Origin of the sequence: Streptococcus lutetiensis (genome assembly GCF_900475675.1) — a bacterium.
Lineage (GTDB): Bacteria > Bacillota > Bacilli > Lactobacillales > Streptococcaceae > Streptococcus > Streptococcus lutetiensis.
In genome coordinates this window covers 174,933-196,309 of record NZ_LS483403.1, presented here as the reverse complement: position 1 = coordinate 196,309, position 21,377 = coordinate 174,933, and the positions used below count along the sequence as shown (strand labels likewise).

Sequence of the window (21,377 nt, the reverse complement as noted above, 5' to 3'; positions counted from 1 at the left end):
TTATTGTTTCACGAAATAGTATTGTTTGCTGAGGTAATCACCTTGTGGGAGAATCGCTATGAGGCCCGCGTACATGAGCTCTGCTCCTGAGTAAACTTGGTCTGTTCCTTGCAAGCAGTAAAGAGCTTCTTCTTCCAAACCTTTCAGCTTAAGTGTTGTTTCAATTGTTTCAATCGTTGAAAGTGTACGAACGTAAGTCACGACAACCTTATCTTCATAAACAAATTGAACCGCTGCTTCATTTGACCCTTCTTCTGGATTAATCAAGCGATATTGTTTTCCAAATTGGACAACTGGTCGAATGTCTTTGTAGTGTGCAACCTGAGCAGCAATTACTTCTTTGTCACTTTCTGGCAAGCTTGTCAAATCAAGTTCATAGCCAAGATTTCCCATCATGGCAACATTACCGCGAGTTTCAATCGGTGTTGTGCGACCCATTTGGTGATTAGGACTTGCTGATACGTGAGAGCCCATTGAAATGGTTGGGTGAAGGTAACTTGAGCCGTATTGAATTGGCAAACGTGAAATAGCATCAGTATTGTCACTAGCCCAAACTTGTGGGAAATAGCGCATCATACCAAGGTCATTTCGCCCACCGCCACCTGAGCAAGATTCAAAGAGAATGTTACTATGTTTTTCTGTTAAATAAGACACCAAATCATACAAGCCTAGCATGTAAGCATGAGATTGCATTTGGGTCGCAAGGTAAGTATCACCATTTCCGATATTTGTGATGTTACGGTTATAATCCCATTTAACATAATCAATAGCATTTTCTGTCAAAATCTTATCAATAGCTGCCTTGATGTAGGCTACGACATCAGGATTTGCAAGGTTGAGCACCAATTGATTACGAGAATAAGTATGACCACGACCTTCAGCTTGAATAGCCCAATCTGGATGCGCACGATAAAGATCACTATCAACAGAAATCATTTCTGGTTCAAACCACAAACCAAATTTCAAACCTTTGGCATGCACTTCAGTAATCAAGTCATTCAAAGGTCCACCGAGTTTTTCTTCGTTGACAACCCAGTCACCAAGCGCACGATTATCATCAAATCGATTACCAAACCAACCGTCATCAAGAACAAAAAGCTCGATACCAAGTTTGCTTGCTTCGTCAGCTAAATCAAGCAATTTTTCTTTTTTGAAATCAAAATAAGTTGCTTCCCAATTGTTAATGAGGATTGGACGTTCAGCATGTGCAAATTGTTTTGGCATGATGTGATCTTGAATGAACAATTGACTTTCTTGAGTAAGTTTTCCAAGACCATGATTTGAAAAGGTTATCAAAGCCACTGGTGTTTCAAAGCTATCGCCAGCTGATAGTTGCCAAGCAAAATTATCATCGTTGATTCCGATACCTAAACGAACTTCGTTCAATTGATTTTTTTGGACAAAAGCTTGGAAATTACCGCTGTAAAGCAGTTGAAGAGCTAAAGCCTGACCAGCATCTTCTGTTGCTGTGTGGTCACATAAAATCATGGCAGGTGTATGGGAATGACCTGAAGCACCACGATTTGAAGCAACTGTGAAAATACCTTGTTCAACTTTTTGACGACGAACCGTTTTTTCACGTGCATAAGCACCTTGCAATGTCACCACATCATAAGCAGAAGCTGGCACATCAAGCATGGTTGACAAAACACGATTGATAACAACTGCTTTATCTGATAAATTTCGAACCTCAGCATGAGTTGAAATAGTGCTGCAATCAGCATAAGCAGTGTAGTAAAGTTTTAATTCTAGCGCAGCGACTTTGTCTTCAAGTGTCAAAACTAAAGTTTCGGCATCTTCTGTTGAATGTGGATTAGGTAATCCTGTTGCTTCGTTTGCACCATTTAAAATCTCACTAGATGTTAACTTAAATTGTGTCAATTCGTTATTAGCGTGTGCTATTTTTAGAGATGGTTGTCGGAAATCTCCGAATCCATGAACGCCAAAAACTTGGCGTTGTGTATCATAACTAAAGGTGCGGTTATCTGGAGTTGGATTTCCTGAAAAAGCGTGGTCCTTCTCCAAAATAGCGTTTGAGCCGTGATATTTGGCGATTTTGCCTCCAATATGACGAAGAAGCAAATCCCCTTCTTTATTTTCGATAATCATTGACATCTCTTTACTTTGAATGTAAAAAAGATTCCCTTCGATGCGAATTCCCATGATAATTCCTCCCTTTGTTTACTAAAATTTTACCATCATTTAGTTACCTCTTGAATGGTATCATGTTGGGCAAATATGGTAAAATGTTGTTTATAAAGGAGTTGATACTTTGAATGTTCTAAATACCTACAACGAATTTGGCACGAATAATTTTGACCTGAACGTCGACCATTATGGTGCTGAGATTTGTGATAAAAACTACTCTTTTGGACCTACTGTTAGGGATAACTACGTCCTTCATTTCATTGTTGATGGCGAGGGAACTTTCAAAATTGATGGCACAACGACCGAACTTAAAACAGGTGATATGTTCATTTTGCCAAAAGGAAAAGTGACCTTCTACCAAGCTGATAGCAAGCACCCTTGGACTTATCTTTGGGTTGGATTTAGTGGCTCAAAAGCTGAAAGCATCTTAAATAAAACACAACTTCTTGAACACTATTTTTGTCATTCAACGCTCAACTCTAAAATCCTCGATCAGCTAGTCAAATTAACACAATTCCGTGATCAAAAACTCGATGACATTACAGAGCTTCAGCTGATTGCTGAACTTTACAAATTGCTAGCGTTTCTAATAGAAGAATTTCCAAGCAAAGCAATGTCTGATAGCAGTATTTTGATTCAAAATTACATCAAGCAATCTAAAAAAATCATTCACACACAATATGGAAATCCATTAAAAATTAGTGATATTGCCAAAAAGCTCAATCTAAATCGCTCCTACTTGTACAAGATTTTCAAAGAAGAAACAGGTTATTCTCTCAAGGATTATCTCATCCAAATCCGCATGGAAAAAAGTGCTGATTTGCTTACCAGCACGACTTTTCACATCTCAGAAATCGCAAACGCTGTAGGCTTTCCAGACGCTCTTGCCTTCAGCAAGGCTTTCAAAAAACATTTCGGACAAAGTCCAAGCAATTACCGAAAAGCGCTGAAAAAATAAAATAAAAAACTCCCCCAAGAACTAAATTCTTGGGGGAGAAATGTTTTAATCAACTTTCACTAGTCGGACGTTATCGATATTTAGCCATTTGTTGGCTGATGATTTGACGTAAACGCCAACTTCACATTGTCCGTTTGTGATTTGAATGTTGTCAATGGTATAGGTTTTCCAAGTACTTGAGTCTTTGAGAGAGATTTTTTGTTCACTGCCACCATAATTTTTAATATAAAGTTCTGCAGTTTCAAGACCTGTATCACCCATAGCATCGATGCTTAGTTTGTAAGTACCCGAGCTGAGATTTCCTACTGTTTGATAGATAGAACTTTCATAAGCCTTGTCTGACCAGAAGCTGAGTTTATAACGCGTATTATCGTAAATTTCTGTCTTGATTCCAGAAATTTGGCCATTTTTCCAAATATTCCAAGATGATGGACTTTCGGTATAACCGTCCCATTCAAAGCTATTGTTTTGAAGGAGATTTGTTAGATTAGAGTAATTGAAGGCTTTGATGCCACGTAAAGCATTTCCTTGGAAATCAAAGACAGCTTGATTTTCCCATTCGTTACCTGTCACATCTGAAACGCCAAGATATGACATTCCTGCTTGTGTGGCCCATGAGACATTACCGTTATACCAGAGTAGTTCCCAATAGAAGAAACCAAGTCCATTGTTATTTTTGACATCTTTAATCTTATCAACCAAGTCTGTCAAAAATTCGTACTGACCATCTTGGCTAGCTTTGTAACCAGCTGCTGCTTCTTCTGTTACTGTGACAGCATTTGTCTTTTGGTCAAGATTGTCAAGAGTATTAGCATAAGCTGTTTCAACCACAACAACTTTTTTAATGTTTGAGAAATAGTACCAGGTACTTCTTTTGGCATCTTGATGGTGATGTCATGAAGCACACAGAATTTATAAACATTAACAGTGATAAAGGCTACTAGGATACCTTTTACTCGTGGTGCTAGTTCATTTCAAAATAGCGTAAGTTATGAAACATATAGGAGGTTAGTCCAAATGAGCCACTTGCAGTATACTGCTAAATCTCATCATTTACAATGGAATGTACAGCAATTATCACAAATTTGTCATCACTTCTACCAAAACTACTGTCCAAATTCCTTCAAACATCGGCGTAATGTTAGTTTAGCCAAAGTTTCAGATGAATCAATTCTTATCTTGCTCTTGTTACAGGCTGAACTAGGCATAACGTTACAGCGTCATTTCTACAGCATCTACCACCTCTTTCCTTGTGGACAGCTACTAGAAAGAGGTCATTTCAATCGTCGGTCAAAACAATTGATTTGGCTCGTCCAATTAATCCGAAAAGCTATGAGTGAAATGCTTCCATCTGATAAACTAGCCATTATAGATAGTTTTCCTTTGCCACTTTGCCAACCTGTCCACAATCATAGAGCTACCGTTTTTAAAGGCTTAGCCGATATTGGCTACAATGCCTCTAAACATCTTTAGTTCTACGACTTCAAAGTTCAGCTCTTTGTCAACTGTAGTGGGTGGCAAAGAGCCACCTTTTCTAGAATATCTGATAACAAAATAGAATACGTTCAAGTGAGATTATTCAATCACTTGAGTTTCAGCTAATTTCTTGTACCAATGTGCAGATTTCTTAGGATAACGTTCTTGTGTATCGAAATCAACGTAGAAGAGTCCGTAACGTTTTTCATAACCATTAGACCAGGAGAAGACGTCCATCAATGACCAGATGAAGTATCCTTTTACGTTTGCACCATCGGCAATCGCATCAGACAATACTTCCAAGTGTTGTTTCACATAATCAATACGGCCATCATCGTAAACAGTGTTGTCCACAAATTCATCTTTGTATCCAAGTCCATTTTCAGTGATGTAGATCTTCTTGTAGTTTGGATAATCTTTCTTGACACGCATTATTTGGTCATATAAACCTTGAGGGTAGATAATCCAGTCCCAATCCGTCCGAGGGACATAGTCAGGAGCCACACGACGTCCAACACCTTTGATTTGGTATTTAGAGCTTCCTTTTTCACCTTTACCGTTGTGGATGATTTCAGTTTCACCATCAAAGGCTTCCATCCAATCACTCATGTAGTAGTTAATTCCAAGGAAGTCGTTCAAATCTTTAGCTGCTTCAAGGACTGCAAAGTCTTCCTCACGAAGATCCAAGCTACCACCATTTACTGATAAGATGTGGTTTACCCCTTCCATGGTTGCATCTGAGTAGTGTCCAAGGTAAGTCGCATCCAAGATAAATTTGTTGTGGATGATATCTTCCAATTCAGCAGCACGAACGTCTGCAGGATTTTTAGGATCCAAAGGATACTTAGTTGGAAGGGCGTGAACAACCCCAATTTCACCTGTATAACCTTTGCCTTTGTACAATTTCACAGCACGTGCATGAGAAACCATCATATTGTGGTGAGATTGGAAGACTTTGGCAAGGTCATATTGAATACCCGGTGGGAATTTACCTACCAAGTATTGACCATCACCGATTGGGCCAATTTCATTGAAGGTTGTCCAGTAGTTGACTTCTGGGAACTCTTCAAAACAGAAGGCAGCATAATCTACAAAGTGTTCGATGTTTTCACGATTCAAGAAGTCTCCCTTTGAGTGAAGAGCTTCAGGTGTATCAAAGTGGTGAAGAGTTACAAACGGTTCTACATGACGTTTATGACATTCTGCAAATAACTTATGATAGAATTCTACCCCTTTTGGATTGACTTCACCATAGCCAGTTGGGAAAATACGTGACCAAGCAATAGAAATACGGATTCCGTTTACGCCATATTCTTCAGCCAACTGTATGTCTACTGGATATTTATGGTAGAAATCACTCGCTGGTTCAGCAGTATACCAATAGTTATCTGCTAGGTATTTGTCCCAAGCAACAGGACCTTTTCCATCTGTATGTGTAGCACCTTCTGCCTGATAAGCTGCTGTTGCGCCACCGAAAATAAAATCTTTAGGTAATGTTTTTGACATAAATTTCCCCTTCTCAATCATAAAATAGAAACAAAGCAAGATGGAGAGGAGTCAGTGATTAATCCTTCTCCATCTCACTTCAATCAACAGTAAATCTATTTATTATTGAAATTGTTCTTGAACGAATGCAAGAGCGCCTTTACCATCACGAGTCAACTTGATGTATTGAGCTCCTTCAGTCTTAGCCAATTTGATTCCAAGTTTATCTGTTTCAGCCTTCATATCTTCATAGTTTGAAGCTACTTGAGGTGCAAGAATAACAAGGTCAAATTCTGGCAACATTTCACGGTGAGCACCGTAGCCACCAGCAGCAGCCTTCACAGGAACATCATATTCTTCAGCAGCTTTATTCAAAGCGTTGGCAAGAAGTCCACTAGTTCCACCACCGGCACAAAGAACCAATACGTTTGTTTCTTTTGTGATATTGTTTTGAACTGGTTCGCCTTCCACACCAGCTTTTTCAAGAATAACATCTGCTTTAGCAGTGTTAAAGTTTGCAGCAACTTTTTCTTTCAAGCTATCGTTTGATTTACCTGAACGTTCTTCTTCAAGAATTTGTTCATCGTAAACTTTAACGAATGGATAGTAAATGATCACGTCAACTACTACTAATAGCGCAGCAAGGATGAATGAAAGTACTTGGAAGTTCGTACCAAGAACAATACCAAGAGGTCCAGGAGTTACCCATGGAAGGTTAGCAGAGAATGAGTTCATTCCCAAGGTATCAACGAAGAATTTGAAGATCCACACGTTTGCAATTGGAGCAAAGACAAATGGAACAAAGAAGATTGGGTTCAATACAATTGGAGCACCGAACAAGAGTGGTTCGTTTACACCGAAGAATGTAGGAACAACAGATGCACGTCCGATTGCACGGTTACGCTCTGATTTACACAACCACATGAAGAGGAATGGAACAATCAAGGTTGCACCAGTACCACCCATGGTAACGATAAACATTTGAGTACCAGATGTGATGACTTTATCGGCATGTTGTCCAGCTTGAATCAAATGCAAGTTGTTATCAATATTTGCGTAAGTAATTGCAGCGATTGCTGGTTCTACGATTGAAGGACCATGGATACCTACAAACCAGAAGAAGGCAAAAGCACCAAAGATGATAGTAATACCAAGGTATCCGTCTGCAGCTGAGAATAGTGGAGCAAGAAGAGTACCAATTGATTCAGCAACTGTTACATGAAGGCTTGCTTTCACAACTAATTCAAGTGCATACAAGAGTACAACTGACAATGTAAATGGAATCAAGTCTTTAAATACTTGTGAAATATTTGGTGGAACCTCGTCCGGCATGCGGATAGTCACATTGTTTTTCACACAGACTTTGTAAACATTAACAGTAACGAATGCAGCAATAAAGGCTGTTAGCAACCCCTTTGTCCCCATGAATGCTGTTAAGAATCCACCTTCTTTAGCGGGTTCGGCAGCCATGAGCAAGAATCCAACCATAGAAGCCAACATTGTAGAAATGAAGTTGATTTGGTTGGTTGCTGGAAGGTCGCGGTTCATTGAATCAGTCAAAGCCTTAGCCGTTGTACCACCAACGAAGAAGGCCAAGATGCCCATAGAATAGTTATATGGAGTCATCAAGAGTGTTTCAATATCTTTAGACCAGTGGAATCCCCAAGCATTTGGCACATACGCAATTAGGATGAAGATAGATGAGAATAAGATTACAGGCATCCCTGCAATGAAACCATCACGAATCGCTCGCAAATATTTATTACGAGAAATCCTCTCAAAGAATGGTTTCCCTTTTTCAATAAGCTCAATGAGTTTGTTCATTATTTAGCTCCCCTTTTGTATAATTCAATAAGATGATGAATCACATCTTTTAACAAAATGGTTGTCATCAAGTGATCCTGTCCGTGCATCATTGTGATGCTGTATGGAATTTCTTCGCCCGCAGCTTCTTGAGCAAGCATAGATGTTTGCGCTTTGTGAGCTTCCGCAATGCAATTTGCTGCTTCTTCAACAAGAGCTTCTGCTTTAGCAAAATCGCTAGCTTCAGCAGCTTTTAATGCTTCTAGAAGTTTAGAACGAGCATCACCAGCATAAGCGACAATTTCAAAGCCAAGTAATTGGACTTCTTCTCTATTCATAATAGTTCCTCCTTATAATTTTAATGATATAGAGCAAATTAAATTTTTACAAGAGACGTTAAACATGAAGAACGATATAAATTCGCTCACTGTGGAATAAATCCACTTCTGTTTCTCTTGCAATGACATTATAGATTCTGTTTCCTATTTCAAAAGCCTTAGGATACGAAACCTCTAGATGTTCTTCCATTCCCAGCAAGGACGTATTATCTTTCCTAGATCGATCAATATAATCCAAAAAATAACTTAGATGAACCATGAAACGATCATAGAAATTACTATTCTATGGAGTTCGTTCAATATTGTCTCGAGACAATTCCTGCTTAACTAATTCAAGAATATGCTTCGTTCGACTAATCTGAAACGATGGAGTCACTTCCCCTTCTCTCTTGGCATTTATAAAATGAATAGCAATTCTTCCAAGTTCGTCCTCAGGAAAACCATCAAATAATTTTGATTTGAAAATGGAAAGAGCTTCTTCACCAATTTGATATTCAATTGGATACTCATTGGAAATATCTGACAACTTACTACTTTGGTAGTTACCTGCTTGAATAGACTGGTAAGCACAATAAATGTGATCAGTTAAAGTTACATCATTGATTAAACATAAAATTCCTCAGTTTTTCCATGATTAATATAGAAATTAGAATCCTAAACATACTTTTTACATTTGCAATTCTTTTTTATCCATTTTCTAAATCCCCTATTCTACAATTTTTGTATCGCTAATGTGTTTATACCAGTAAGCTGACGCTTTTGCATAACGTTTTTGTGTCTCAAAATCCACATAAAACAAACCATAGCGTTTATTATAACCATTTGACCATGAGAAGCAATCCATCAATGACCATAGGAAATATCCTTTAACATTAACTCCAGCCTCAATTGCCTTAGCAAGAGATTGAAGGTAAACTTTCAAATAATCAATACGAGCTGTGTCCATAACAACGCCATCATCAAATTCATCTTTGTAACCCATACCATTTTCTGTGATGTAAATCTTGTTATAGTGTGGGTAATCTGCTTTGATGCGAAGAAGCAAATCATACAAGCCTTCTGGGTAAATGAGCCAGTCCCAATCAGTTCGTGGAATACCTTCTTTGTAAATGCGTTCGCCGATACCTTTAACTTTGTAAACAGATGTTCCTTTATCGCCTGTACCGTTGTGATGAATAGCATTTTCACCATTGTAGGCTTTGACAAAGTGACATTGATAATGGTTAATACCAAGATAATCGTTACGGTGACTAGCTTTTTTCATTTCTTCAAAGTCGCTGTCAAGGAATTCATAGCTAGCATTATTCGCTGCGCAAATTTCGTTAAGCGCTTCCATTGTTTCGTTTGAATAATAACCTAGATAAGTTGCATCAAGTAAGAAACGAATTGAAAGAGCATCATCTAGGAAAGCGGCATGTTTATCTTCTTCACTATCAGTTGCAGGGTATTTTGTTTCAAGAGAGTGAACCACACCAATTTCGCCTTGGTAGCCACCGTCTTTGAACAAATTAACCACACGCGCATGCGCATACATCATATTGTGCAGACATTGAATGACTTTTGACAGGTCATATTTGATTGCTGGTGGGAAAATTCCAAGTAGATATTGGTTAGTTGCGACTGGATAGATTTCATTGAAAGTACTCCAGTGACGAACTTCTGTAAATTCTTCAAAACAGAATTTTGCATAATCAACAAAAGCTTCAATCGTGTCACGGTTTAAGAAATCACCATTGTCAAACAAAACTTTTGGTGTATCAAAGTGATGAAGAGTTACAAATGCTGTAATGCCACGTTTTTGACATTCTGCAAAAACCTTGTGATAGAAATCCACACCTTCTTGATTGACTTCACCAGTTCCATTTGGGAAAATACGGCTCCAAGCAATTGATAAGCGAAGCCCATTGACACCAAATTTTTCACAAAGTTCGATATCTTGTGGGTATTGGTGATAAAAATCACTTGCAGGGTCTGGACTAAAGCGACCTTGTTCAGCTAGAAAATCATCCCAAGCAACTGCTCCTTTACCACCTTCTTTTGTTGAACCTTCAACTTGGTAAGCTGCTGTTGCGCCACCAAAAATAAAATCTTCTGGTAATTTGTACATTTTTCTCTCCTTATTTCAATAAACGTTGAATATGTATAACTAGATAAACACGTTCACTGCGTGATAAATCTATGTCTAATTCTTTTTCAATCACATCGTAAATAGCTTGTCCGATTTGATAAGCTTGTGGATAATCTGATTTAACAAATTCCTCCATATTGATTAACGACGTTTCATCTTGTTGATTTGTCTGCAATCGATTAATCAGATAGGTGAGATGAATCATCAAACGGTTGTAAAGATTACTGTTTTCTGCGCTCCGCTTGATGTTATTTTTAGCCAATTCGTTCTCAATCAAAGCTAGCACTTTTTTAGTTGCATCCTCTTTGTTATTATCAGAAACTTCGTAATCACCTTTGGCATTAATGAAATGCAGAGCCATTCGTCCGACTTCATCATCTGGAAAAGTTACTGACAACTTTTGACTTAAAATAGCAACAGCTTCTTGCGCCATTTGAAACTCAGTAACATACGCCGCTGAAATATCTGGTAAATGACTATCCTGATAAGCTCCCTTTAAAAGCTTTTGATATACCAAATAAACGTGGTCGGTAAGGCTTACATATAGGTATTCCTGAACAGGAAAATGATATTTGGCTACCAAATCATCAATCATGTTATAAGTCACCGTTAGAATATCAAGCGGAATATTTTTCAAAAGGGTTAAAAAGTTTTCTTTGGATTCCTCTGTTTTCAAAAGGAAAACTTTCTCGACTTTGCTTGGAGTGATTAAATCACCTTTTTTCTTTTGAAAGACTATCCCTAGCCCCATGACAACGGCTTGGTCATCCTGCTCATTTTTTACCAGAGCGACATTATTGTTGAGCGCTTGTACAATCCGAAACATTCTACTCTCCTCACGTGGTTTCTAGATAAAAAAACCACAAACAAACTAGAATCCTCCCTTCTAGGTCATTTGCGGTCTTGCCTAATGTCTTAGTTACAATCCACTCTATTAATTTCTACGATTATAATATAACACATAATTTTAATTTTGTAAACCCTTTCTTTGTGTTTTTTTGATTTTTTTTGTTTATTTTAAACAAATTCAAAAAATCGTAATATCAAAGGATTTTTTACTCGTTTCCCCACTCGCTACAAAAGTTACTTGACGTTTATCTTCTAAAATATCACTTTCATCAAGCGACGTTGACAAGCCGCTCCACGGCTCTAGAGCAATAAAAGGACTCTTATTGACGGTTGACCATAAAATCAAATTTGGAAAATCTTCAAAATCCAAACGCAATCCTTTATCGTGTTTATGAGATTTCAAAGAAACGCTGCGTGAAGCTAATTTATCCAAAGTAATGGCATCTTTGGCAAACAAAGCATAATCCAAATTTAGAATATTTTGCTTTTCTAAAAATGGCGTGCGCTTATTGACATCAAGAAGCCCAGTTTCAGGAAAAGTTTCCGGCACAGTACAAGTCTCCTCTTTTTCAAATTCGAGATAATAATCTTCATAACGCTCATCAAAAAGCAAAGGGCAATTAAAACCTGGGTGTCCTCCAATAAAATAAGGCATAGCCTTAGCTTTTTCATGATTAGTCACTTGATAAGTCACAGAAATCGTCTTATCAACCAAAGTATAAACAATTCTTAATTCAAAATCATAAGGATAATTAGCCAAAGTCTCATCAGTTGCTCGAATAGAAAATGCTAGGCTATTATCAGATATCTGCTCATACGTAAAATTTTTCTTGCGCACTAAGCCATGACGTGGAATGATTCCTGTAAAATGTGGGTGCGTACAAGGACGATAAATGGCTTCATCATCACGTAAGCTCCCACAAATCGGAAATAATACTGGTGCTTGTGAACTCCAATACTCTGGATTTCCTTGCCACAAATATTCGACGCCGTCTTTATCTTTTATGGATGACAAAGCGCCACCAAATTCCTTAAATTGAACTGTTAAGAAATCATTTTTTAATTCAATAACCATTACTTTCTCCTAAATAAAATGAGAATGAACAGCCTCATAACTGCCATTCTCATCACGCGTAAAAACAAAATAATAAAAGAAGTTTTAGTGAGTTAGATTAGGCAAGTGCTGGTTCTACAACTTTCTCACTCCATGAGCTGGCTGTTTTGATAAGGACTGCGTTGAGTTCTTCGATATTCTTGCGTCCTTGTGTTCTTAGCCATTCACGCGCTGCGGCCTCGCCTTCTTCGATATACACTTGTACAGAGCCAGCCCAAGTAGCACGTCCGCAAAGGACACCATTGAATTTAGCACCTGATTCAGCCGCAAATACCAACGTTTCTTGGAAAAGCTTTGCTGAAACACCTGCGCTAAGATAGATATATGGTAAATGACTTGCTGCTTCTTGGTCTTTGAAAGCTTTAGCAGCTTCTTCTTTAGTGTAAACCACTTCACCGTCCGCAAAACCTTCAACATATTTCATGTTGACAGGGACTTCAACCTTGAGCACATCAATACCAAAGCGGTCGTCAGAAAAAACTTTCATGGCTTCGTTAACTTTGTGAGGTTTTACTTTGGCAAATGCTGCGCTTGTATTGTCAGTGATGTTTTCATCATAAGTCAAAATCTCAAGGAAGAATGGCATATCTTCAGCTTTACATTCGGCACCAATGCGTTCGATATAAGCTTGTTTTTGAAGATTAACGTATTCATCACCATCAACATCATAATAAAGCAAGAATTTCACTGCATCAGCTCCTTCTTCTTTAAGACGTTTAGCAGACCATTCGACCAAGCAATCTGGCAAGCGGCTAGTCGTTGTCGCATCATAACCTGTTTTTTCATAAGCAAGCAAAAGTCCAGCATTCGCATTACGAACCTTACTTGCTGGCAAACCATACTCAGGGTCAAGAAGAATAGATGACGCATACGGTGTCAATTCTTCTGAAACTAAGGCTTTCAATTGTTCGATTTGTTCAACTGTTGGTTCTTCTGTTTGATATTTCGCCATCATGCGTTTAAGTGCTCCACGTTGGTCAAATGCCAAAGCAGAAATCACGCCATCACGACTAAGCTTCTCAAGTAATCTGCGTTTTTCTTGTGTTAATACCATTTTTCTTATACCTCTTCTACCTGAATTTGATTAAATAAGTTTTCGTAATTTGTCATATTGACATGACCTGTCACTTTTTCTTGAGCGTTTAGCATACCAAGGGCATTCGCATGACGTAAGAAGTCTTTGTCGGAAAGGTTATGGATAATTGCTGACGCAATACCAGCCACCGTTGAATCACCAGAACCAACAGGATTGACGACATCAATTTTTGGAATGGTAACGCGGTAATAGTGGTCACCGTGTTTCGCAAAAGCTCCTTTGCTGCCTAGTGAAACGACCACCCAATCAATCCCTGTAAACAAATCATCTTGCAAGATTTCTTTTAACTCCTCCACATCATCGCTCACTTCTCTTCCAACAAGTTGTGATAATTCTTCTGTATTTGGCTTGATAACAAACGGTTTGTCATCACCTGTTAAAACAGCTTCCAGAGCCTTACCAGAACAATCTAGCACCACTTTTTTGCCTTGCGAATTAGCAAGGCCAATGACTTTTTGATAATAATCGCTTTCAAGCCCCGCTGGAAGGCTTCCTGAAATCGTGATGACTTCATAAGATGGGCAAAGGTAACGAAAATGATTAAGAAAACCATCTGCCTCATCTCGGTCAATCATCGGACCTGCTTCCAAAACTTCTGTCTGCAAACCTTCATGTAAAATCGCAATGCAATTGCGGGTTTCCCCATGAATCGGAAAGAAACGATGTTGAATACCATTTTGATCAAGCCTACTGGTTAAAAAGTCACCGAGCTTTCCACCGATAAAGCCTGTCGCAGTCACATTGTCACCAATTTCTGATAGCACACGTGTGACGTTCAAACCCTTACCACCTGCTGTTTTCTTAACCTCATAAACACGATTGACCGTATCCAAAGTTAGTTCATCAAGCGGATAAGAAATATCAATTGACGGATTCAGTGTTACTGTAAGAATCATCTGATTTTCTCCTAGTCGTGATATTCGCCACGGTCCCATTTTTCAAGAAATTCATCAAAGAAATCTAGTGATGTTTGGTCCTCATTAACCGTTTCGACTTGTGCAATTTTTTCAATCAAAGCTTTATTTTCTGCTGTTGGTTTGTATTCAGCTTTAATAAAGGCTTCAATAATATCGCACATGAGTAATTCACCTGTGATTTTGCCACCAAAACCAATGACATTAGCATTTAATTCTTCTTTAGCGTAAATCGCTGTTGTCATATCACGAACCAAAGCAGAACGAATGCCTGGAACTTTGTTGACAGAGTTGTTGATTCCAACACCTGTTCCACAGATACAAACACCTAAATCTGCTTTACCGCTTGTCACCGCTTCACCGACTTTTTTACCAAAAATTGGGTAATGCGTACGTGTGTGGTCATAAGTCCCACAGTCAATTACTTCGTAACCTTTTGATTTCAAGAAATCTGATACTGCCATTTTTTCTGTTGTTACGATATGGTCACATCCAATTGCAATTTTCATTTTATCTTCCTCGCTCCTAGCACATTTTATTTAGCATATCGACACGGATTTGGTGACGACCACCGTCATAGTGACCTTCCAAAAATCCTTTAACAATATTTTTCGCCAAAGTAACTCCGACAATTTCAGAACCCATAGTAATCATGCGAGCATTATTGTGAGCACGTGTCATATAAGCAGAGCGTTCATCTGAAACTTCCGCACAAATCATACCTTTGATTTTAGTTGCTGTCATAAAGCTACCTGCACCATAGGCATCAATCATAATACCTAAATTTTCATCTGATTCGTTGACACCAGCCGCAACAGCAAGCGTGTTATCAACGAAATCTTTATTAACCTCTGTGACGTCTTTAACATCATAATCATTTTCAAGCAAGTAATTTTTGATAATATTTTTCAAAGTTTCACCTGCAGCATCTGAACCAAGAATAACTGTCATTTTAACACCTCAAAATTTTTCTTTTATCTAGATAATTTTTTAAAAACGTTTTTTTATGTTTATATAATAAAACTAAAACAAACATTTGTCAACATATTTGTTTAGTATTTTTTAAAAATGTTTGTTGATTTTTGTTTTCTTCATTGAAAACAACGTCATAGAAATCCTTTATTTTCAGTAATTGTTACCTTTATGACGACAATGTTTCGAATTGTTTCTTTTTTTTCTTATTTGTTGAGTTAGTAATTTAATTGTGCTATGATAATGACAAAGAGAAATAAAAAAGAAAGGAGTTTAGTATGTTAAAAAAAGAACGCCTCCAGTGGATTCTTGAGAAAATCAACGTAAAAGGTGTTATTACTGTTAACGACATCATTAAAGAACTTGGTGTTTCAGATATGACTGTTCGTCGTGACCTTGACGAACTCGATAAAGAAGGTTTGTTGATTCGTATCCATGGTGGCGCCCAAAGTATCGATACACCAAAAGTAAAACCTAAATACGAAAAATCAAACACTGAAAAACAAGAACTACAAATTGAAGAAAAACGCGCTATTGCAAAATTTGCAAGTCAATTCATCCAAGATGGCGAAACAGTTTTCATCGGTCCTGGAACAACGCTGGAACATTTTGCTCACGAACTTATTGCCAAAAACATCCGTGTCGTGACAAATAGTTTGCCAGTATTCACTATTTTAAATCAAAATAAAAGCACCGATTTAATCTTAACCGGCGGTGAATATCGTGATATTACAGGTGCCTTTGTCGGCTCACTGACTGCTAACTACTTGCAAAATCTCAAATTCTCAAAAGCATTTGTCAGTGCCAATGGTGTCTTTGGGAATTCTGTAGCCACTTACAGCGAAAATGAAGGAGAAATTCAACGCATTGCTCTTGATAATGCCTTTGAAAAATTCCTTCTCGTCGACCATGAAAAATTCAATAAATACGATTTTTATGATTTCTACAATGTTAGCAAAATCGATCACCTGGTCACTGATTCTAGTATTTCTGAAGATGCTAAAGAAAAATTTGGTCAATTAACTGATATCATGGTCGCTGACGAATAAGTTTAGACAATAAAAAGTTACTTATCATTTGGTAAGTAACTTTATTTTATGATGAAAACCCAAAAAAGCCCTCCGTCGTTAGACGTAAGGCTTTTTGGGTTGTATTCTAGAAGAGTTCTGTTTTTGATAGCGTTAAATTAGCGAATAGCTACCTCCGTTTCTGAGTCAAAGAAGTGACCTTTGGCAACATTCAATGTCAATTCCACTTTTGAACCTGGTTGGTAAACATCACGCGCATCCGCACGAGCAACAAGTTCAGTGTTACCTACTTTAACGTAAAGCATTGTTTCAGCACCGAGCAATTCAGAAACAGTAACTTCAGCTTCAAGAGTTGCTCCTGGGTATGTTTCACGAGCAAGTGGGTTATTTGAGATATCTTCTGGACGGATACCGAAGATGACTTTTTTACCATTGTAACCTTTAGTTTCAAGTAATTTCTTTTGACCTTCTGGCAAAGTAATTGTGAAACCTGAGTCGCTAACCAAGGTATTATCTTTGACTGTTCCTTCAAAGAAGTTCATGGCTGGACTTCCGATGAAACCAGCAACGAATTTGTTAGCTGGACGGTTGTAAAGTTCTTGTGGTGTACCAATTTGTTCAACACGACCGATTGTTCCTGAACCGTCAGGGTTTTTAGTAGAACTCATGATAACAATACGGTCAGCAAGTGTCATGGCTTCTGTTTGGTCGTGAGTAACGTAGATTGTTGTTGAACCGATACGACGGTGAATTTTAGCAATTTCAGCACGCATTGACACACGAAGTTTGGCATCCAAGTTTGACAAAGGTTCGTCCATCAAGAATACTTTGGCATCACGCACGATAGCACGACCCATGGCAACACGTTGACGTTGACCACCTGAAAGGTCAGCAGGTTTGCGTTCAAGGAATTCTGTCAAGCCAAGAATTTGTGCGGCTTCGCGAACACGTTTGTCAATTTCATCTTTTTTATATTTTCTAAGTTTTAGCCCAAATGCCATGTTATCATAAACAGTCATGTGTGGGTAAAGAGCGTAGTTTTGGAAAACCATGGCAATATCACGGTCTTTTGGTGCTTTATCATTAACGACTTCGCCGTCAATTTTAAGTTCACCTTCTGTGATATCTTCAAGACCAGCAACCATACGAAGCGTTGTAGATTTACCACAACCTGAAGGTCCTACGAAAACGATGAATTCTTTATCTTTAATGTCAAGATCGAAATCTTCAACGGCATAGTGGCTTGCATTTGGGTATTTTTTGTAAATATGATTAAGATTAAGTTCTACCATTTTTTAACTCCTTTGATCTATGTGGTTTTATTATAACAAAGATAACGCTTACATGATATAGACAGGAGTTACAAGATTTTTTGTGCAATATGCCCAAAACTAATTTTCCATAATTAAGAGATACGAAAATGCCAAATCACTAAGGTTTTTCAAATTCAAGCCTGACAAGAGACGAAATTTCTCGATTTTATAGTGCAAGGAATTACGGTGAATATAAAGACTTTGTGCTGTTTTAGCAAGATTGTCCTGCTCTTGCCACATGGTCATGATAATCGGTCTGATGTCTTTACTATCATCGATAGCTTGTAGCATTTTATGTTTAATAGCTGGCAAATCAAGCTGGTACGCATAAGCTAGCAGCAACATTTGTGAAAAACTGACTGTTCGTTCATTACCACGGAAATATCTCATATTGGTAAACAAGCGACTTTCTTCACGGTAAAAAGCTGGCAAATCATCGGCTTGAAATTTACACCAGACATTGCCAAAGAAAATGGTTAACTTGATACCAAAGTCACTTTCCAAAGTCGGCAGCACATCGTCGATTAAATCTTTTGCTTCAATCATCTCTTCTTGATCAAGAATGAGTAGTGTTCTGGTCTTTGAAATGACCACCGTCGCAAGTAAATTGGGTAACAAGGTCACAAAAAAATCACACAGTTCTTCTGGCAAGGATTCCTTGTGATCGATGTAAATGATTTGCAAGGCTTTATAATCTTTTGCCACACTCAAATCATCTTGAATTAAATAACGGTACCAAGGATTCTCAGTCACCTTGTCTTCTAAAATACCGTCATTTTGCAAAGCTAGTAATGCTTTTTCACGCTCGCTCAGATTTGCTAGAGGTAGGTAATAAGTTTGCCCATTTTCCTCAATAGCTACCCAGTCTTCTGCATGTTCGACTTTACCAGCCTCAACAGCTTCTGGGAATAATCTTTCTAATGACATCTTCTACCTCCGTCCCTTCTTAACTTAACTTAACGAGATTTTGTATCCAAAATAATAGTAACAGGACCGTCATTGACTAGACTAACTTGCATGTCAGCACCAAAAACACCTGTTTCAACAGGAACGAATTGGGCAAGTGCTTCATTAAAGTCGAGGTACATTTTTTCAGCTTTATCAGGTTTTGCAGCGCCCGTAAATGCAGGCCGATTACCTTTTTTGGTCTCTGCAAACAAAGTAAATTGAGACACTGATAAGATACTTCCCTTAATATCTTGGACAGATAAATTCATCTTGCCCATATCATCTGAAAAGATACGCATATTAGTAATTTTACGAACAGCGTAATCAAGGTCTTCTTGCTCATCATCTGGTCCTACTCCAACTAACAACAATAAGCCTTGACTGATATCTCCAACCAGCTCATCATCAATCGTAACTTGTGCTTCTTTAACACGTTGAATGACTACTTTCATATCTATTCCTTTCTGAAAATAAATTCGCTTTCATTATTGTCATTTTAACATTTTCAGAAAAATAAAAAAAGCACTTACCTTTTCTCTTCCAAACCAAAAAATGAGCTGCATTATCAGCTCATTTTAGTTATCCATTTGTACGTTTGACAGAGTAAACGTCTGGGATGATTTTAATTTTATCGACAACAGCAGTCAATTCCGTCAAGTTTGGAATTGTGAAACTAACGTGGATATTTGCGAATTTCATATCTTTACTTGGTTGGGCATTAACGGTTGAAATATTCTTAGTAACGTTTGAAAGGACTTGAAGAACATCATTTAGAAGCCCTGAACGGTTAAGACCATAAATATCAATTTCAGCGATGTAATCATTATTAGCGCTAGTAGCATCGTCCCATTCGACCTCGATAAGACGTTGCTCATAGCCTTCTTGGCTCTTAATATTGTGGCAATCCGCACGGTGAATGGCAACTCCACGTCCTTTGGTAATATAACCTTCAATTGGGTCACCCGGGACTGGGTTACAACATTTAGCGATACGCATCAAAAGACCTGACGCTCCTTGAATGATAACACCATTTTCACTGCGAACTTTCAAGACTTCTTTATTTTCTGTCTTGATTTCGCCACCATTCATGAGCTCATCTGCTTCTGCTTTCGCTTTAGCACGTTCCTCTTCGCGGCGTTCTTTTTCCGTTAGACGATTGAAAACAGCTGCCGCACTAATTTCACCGAAACCAACTGCCGCATAAAGAGCTTCTTCGCTACGAACACTGAAACGTGGCAAAATGGCTTCAAGGTGTTTTTTATCCAAGTATTTGTTAGCCACATAACCTTGGTCTTGGAAATAATCCACCAAAAGCTCACGACCCTTGTTGACTGACAATTCCTTATCTTGATTTTTCAAGAATTGGCGGATGCGGTTGCGGGCTTTGTTTGTCTTAACAATTTTAATCCAGTCGCGGCTTGGTCCAAATGAATTTGGGTTGGTTACAATTTCAACCACATCACCTGTTTTAAGTTTGGCAGTTAGTGGTACCATACGACCATTAACCTTAGCACCAACAGTCTTTTCGCCAACTTGGGTATGAATGGCGTAAGCAAAATCAATTGGCCCAGAGTCTTTTGGCAACTCTTGCACGGCACCTGTTGGGGTGAAGACATAGATACGTTCTGAGAAAATATCTTGTTTAACTGAATCAACAAAGTCTACCGCATCACCGTTTGACGCGTCTTGCAATTCAACCAATTCTTTAATCCAGCTCATGCCGACAGCTTGTTCTTGACTGTCAACCTTGCCTTTAATCCCTTTTTTGTAAGCCCAGTGAGCAGCAACCCCGTATTCAGCGACTTGGTGCATTTCTTTGGTACGGATTTGAATTTCGATTGGTCCTTTTGGTCCGTAAACAGTCGTGTGAATAGATTGGTAACCGTTGGCTTTAGGCGCAGCAATATAATCTTTGAAACGCCCTGGCATTGGACGCCACAATTCATGAATATAACCAACCATAGCGTAAACATCGCTAGGGGTTTCCATGATACAACGAATGGCAATCAAATCATAGATTTGGTCAAATCGTTTCTTTTTATCACGCATTTTGCGATAAATAGAATAAATGTGTTTTGGACGACCGTAAACGTCTCCGTAAAGCCCTTGTTCTTCAGTGTAATCTTTAATTTTCTTGACGATTTCATCAACCAGAGCTTCACGTTCACGACGTTTTTCGTTCATCATGTGCGAAATCTTGTAGAACTCAATTTCATTGAGGTAACGGAATGACAAATCTTCCAATTCCCACTTAATGCGGCTAATCCCCAAACGATGAGCAAGGGGAGCATAAATTTCCATGGTTTCACGTGAAATGCGTTCTTGCTTGTCCTTACGAAGATGCTTCAAAGTGCGCATATTATGAAGACGGTCGGCAAGTTTTACCAAAATCACACGAATATCTTTAGACATGGCCATAAGCATCTTACGGTGATTTTCAGCCAATTGCTCTTCATGTGATTTGTACTCAACTTTACCAAGTTTTGTAACACCATCGACAATATCACGAACATCTTTACCAAATTCAGCTTCGATTTCATCTAAAGTAATCTCAGTATCTTCAACAACGTCATGCAAAAAACCACAAGCCACTGTCACCACATCAAGATGCAAATCTGCTAAAATACCTGCAACTTGGATAGGATGGATGATATAAGGCTCGCCTGATTGCCTAACTTGTGAGATATGTGCTTTTGTCGCGTAATCCAATGCTTTTTGAACAATCGCCACATCAGATTCGCTCATGTATTGGGCTGTGAGTGCAACCACCTCTTCACCCGTCAAATTCACAATTTTTGCCATAAGGA

At 38.3% G+C, this 21,377-nt stretch carries 19 protein-coding genes and 2 pseudogenes; 3 read left to right on the top strand and 18 right to left on the bottom strand.

All coding sequences use genetic code 11. The features are described from left to right. On the bottom strand, window positions 1-2,163 hold the full coding sequence (locus DQN23_RS01190; RefSeq protein ID WP_111712591.1) for an alpha-galactosidase: 2,163 nt from the start codon (window positions 2,161-2,163) through the stop codon (window positions 1-3). A 109-nt stretch (window positions 2,164-2,272) separates the two neighbouring features. Between DQN23_RS01190 and DQN23_RS01185 the strand changes: the two genes are divergently transcribed. Beyond that, window positions 2,273-3,106: an AraC family transcriptional regulator gene (locus DQN23_RS01185; RefSeq protein WP_043894902.1), complete on the top strand. Its 834-nt coding sequence runs from the start codon at window positions 2,273-2,275 to the stop codon at window positions 3,104-3,106. A 45-nt stretch (window positions 3,107-3,151) separates the two neighbouring features. Here the strand turns inward: DQN23_RS01185 and DQN23_RS01180 are convergent, their stop codons facing one another. After that, on the bottom strand, window positions 3,152-3,937 hold the full coding sequence (locus tag DQN23_RS01180; protein WP_167394762.1) for a glycosyl hydrolase 53 family protein: 786 nt from the start codon (window positions 3,935-3,937) through the stop codon (window positions 3,152-3,154). 186 nt (window positions 3,938-4,123) lie between these two features. Between DQN23_RS01180 and DQN23_RS01170 the strand changes: the two are divergent. After that, window positions 4,124-4,576, top strand: a pseudogene (locus DQN23_RS01170) (IS982 family transposase); the annotation flags it as partial. Between the two features lie 105 nt (window positions 4,577-4,681). Here the strand turns inward: DQN23_RS01170 and lacG (DQN23_RS01165) are convergent. From lacG (DQN23_RS01165) to lacA, 12 genes and pseudogenes are all read right to left on the bottom strand, one after another. Next, window positions 4,682-6,088 carry a 6-phospho-beta-galactosidase gene (gene lacG / locus DQN23_RS01165; RefSeq protein ID WP_081048445.1) on the bottom strand — a complete coding sequence of 469 codons (1,407 nt, stop codon included), beginning with the start codon at window positions 6,086-6,088 and terminating at the stop codon, window positions 4,682-4,684. 102 nt (window positions 6,089-6,190) lie between these two features. Continuing rightward, on the bottom strand, window positions 6,191-7,891 hold the full coding sequence (locus tag DQN23_RS01160) for a lactose-specific PTS transporter subunit EIIC (RefSeq protein WP_058833272.1): 1,701 nt from the start codon (window positions 7,889-7,891) through the stop codon (window positions 6,191-6,193). After that, window positions 7,891-8,208 (bottom strand): PTS lactose/cellobiose transporter subunit IIA, encoded by a 318-nt coding sequence (locus tag DQN23_RS01155; protein ID WP_006531657.1) that lies wholly within the window; start codon window positions 8,206-8,208, stop codon window positions 7,891-7,893. Before DQN23_RS01155 ends, DQN23_RS01160 begins: the two co-directional genes overlap by 1 nt. Window positions 8,209-8,266: 58 nt before the next feature. Next, a pseudogene (locus DQN23_RS09635) lies at window positions 8,267-8,479 on the bottom strand (PRD domain-containing protein); the annotation flags it as partial. A 12-nt stretch (window positions 8,480-8,491) separates the two neighbouring features. Then, a complete protein-coding gene (locus DQN23_RS01145) occupies window positions 8,492-8,812 on the bottom strand; it encodes a PRD domain-containing protein (RefSeq protein ID WP_267895303.1) in 321 nt (106 codons plus the stop codon). A 102-nt stretch (window positions 8,813-8,914) separates the two neighbouring features. Then, window positions 8,915-10,315: a 6-phospho-beta-galactosidase gene (gene lacG, locus DQN23_RS01140; RefSeq protein WP_111712587.1), complete on the bottom strand. Its 1,401-nt coding sequence runs from the start codon at window positions 10,313-10,315 to the stop codon at window positions 8,915-8,917. A 10-nt stretch (window positions 10,316-10,325) separates the two neighbouring features. Further along, on the bottom strand, window positions 10,326-11,162 hold the full coding sequence (locus tag DQN23_RS01135) for a PRD domain-containing protein (RefSeq protein WP_111712586.1): 837 nt from the start codon (window positions 11,160-11,162) through the stop codon (window positions 10,326-10,328). Window positions 11,163-11,363: 201 nt separating this feature from the next. Next, the gene (locus DQN23_RS01130) at window positions 11,364-12,260 is read right to left on the bottom strand and encodes an aldose 1-epimerase family protein (RefSeq protein ID WP_111712585.1); all 897 of its coding nucleotides are present in this window, start codon (window positions 12,258-12,260) and stop codon (window positions 11,364-11,366) included. A gap of 97 nt (window positions 12,261-12,357) precedes the next feature. Next, window positions 12,358-13,353, bottom strand: coding sequence for a tagatose-bisphosphate aldolase (lacD, locus tag DQN23_RS01125; protein ID WP_058833277.1), 996 nt, complete (start codon window positions 13,351-13,353; stop codon window positions 12,358-12,360). Window positions 13,354-13,358: 5 nt separating this feature from the next. Beyond that, window positions 13,359-14,291 carry a tagatose-6-phosphate kinase gene (locus DQN23_RS01120; RefSeq protein WP_111712584.1) on the bottom strand — a complete coding sequence of 311 codons (933 nt, stop codon included), beginning with the start codon at window positions 14,289-14,291 and terminating at the stop codon, window positions 13,359-13,361. 11 nt (window positions 14,292-14,302) lie between these two features. Then, window positions 14,303-14,818 carry a galactose-6-phosphate isomerase subunit LacB gene (gene lacB, locus DQN23_RS01115; protein WP_020916059.1) on the bottom strand — a complete coding sequence of 172 codons (516 nt, stop codon included), beginning with the start codon at window positions 14,816-14,818 and terminating at the stop codon, window positions 14,303-14,305. A 16-nt stretch (window positions 14,819-14,834) separates the two neighbouring features. Further along, a complete protein-coding gene (gene lacA / locus DQN23_RS01110; protein ID WP_074639666.1) occupies window positions 14,835-15,260 on the bottom strand; it encodes a galactose-6-phosphate isomerase subunit LacA in 426 nt (141 codons plus the stop codon). A 299-nt stretch (window positions 15,261-15,559) separates the two neighbouring features. Between lacA and DQN23_RS01105 the strand changes: the two genes are divergently transcribed. Beyond that, complete coding sequence (locus DQN23_RS01105; RefSeq protein ID WP_111712583.1) at window positions 15,560-16,330, top strand: DeoR/GlpR family DNA-binding transcription regulator; 771 nt, start codon at window positions 15,560-15,562, stop codon at window positions 16,328-16,330. A 137-nt stretch (window positions 16,331-16,467) separates the two neighbouring features. Here the strand turns inward: DQN23_RS01105 and DQN23_RS01100 are convergent, their stop codons facing one another. The 4 genes from DQN23_RS01100 to DQN23_RS01085 all read right to left on the bottom strand — a co-directional run bounded on the left by DQN23_RS01100 (window position 16,468) and on the right by DQN23_RS01085 (window position 21,372). Beyond that, on the bottom strand, window positions 16,468-17,601 hold the full coding sequence (locus DQN23_RS01100) for an ABC transporter ATP-binding protein (protein WP_020916056.1): 1,134 nt from the start codon (window positions 17,599-17,601) through the stop codon (window positions 16,468-16,470). A 99-nt stretch (window positions 17,602-17,700) separates the two neighbouring features. Next, window positions 17,701-18,549, bottom strand: a complete 849-nt coding sequence (locus DQN23_RS01095; RefSeq protein ID WP_111712582.1) for a helix-turn-helix domain-containing protein — start codon at window positions 18,547-18,549, stop codon at window positions 17,701-17,703. A 29-nt stretch (window positions 18,550-18,578) separates the two neighbouring features. Continuing rightward, window positions 18,579-19,022 (bottom strand): D-aminoacyl-tRNA deacylase, encoded by a 444-nt coding sequence (gene dtd, locus DQN23_RS01090; RefSeq protein WP_058813600.1) that lies wholly within the window; start codon window positions 19,020-19,022, stop codon window positions 18,579-18,581. A 127-nt stretch (window positions 19,023-19,149) separates the two neighbouring features. After that, window positions 19,150-21,372, bottom strand: a complete 2,223-nt coding sequence (locus DQN23_RS01085; RefSeq protein WP_020916053.1) for a RelA/SpoT family protein — start codon at window positions 21,370-21,372, stop codon at window positions 19,150-19,152. Between the last annotated feature and the right edge of the window lie 5 nt (window positions 21,373-21,377).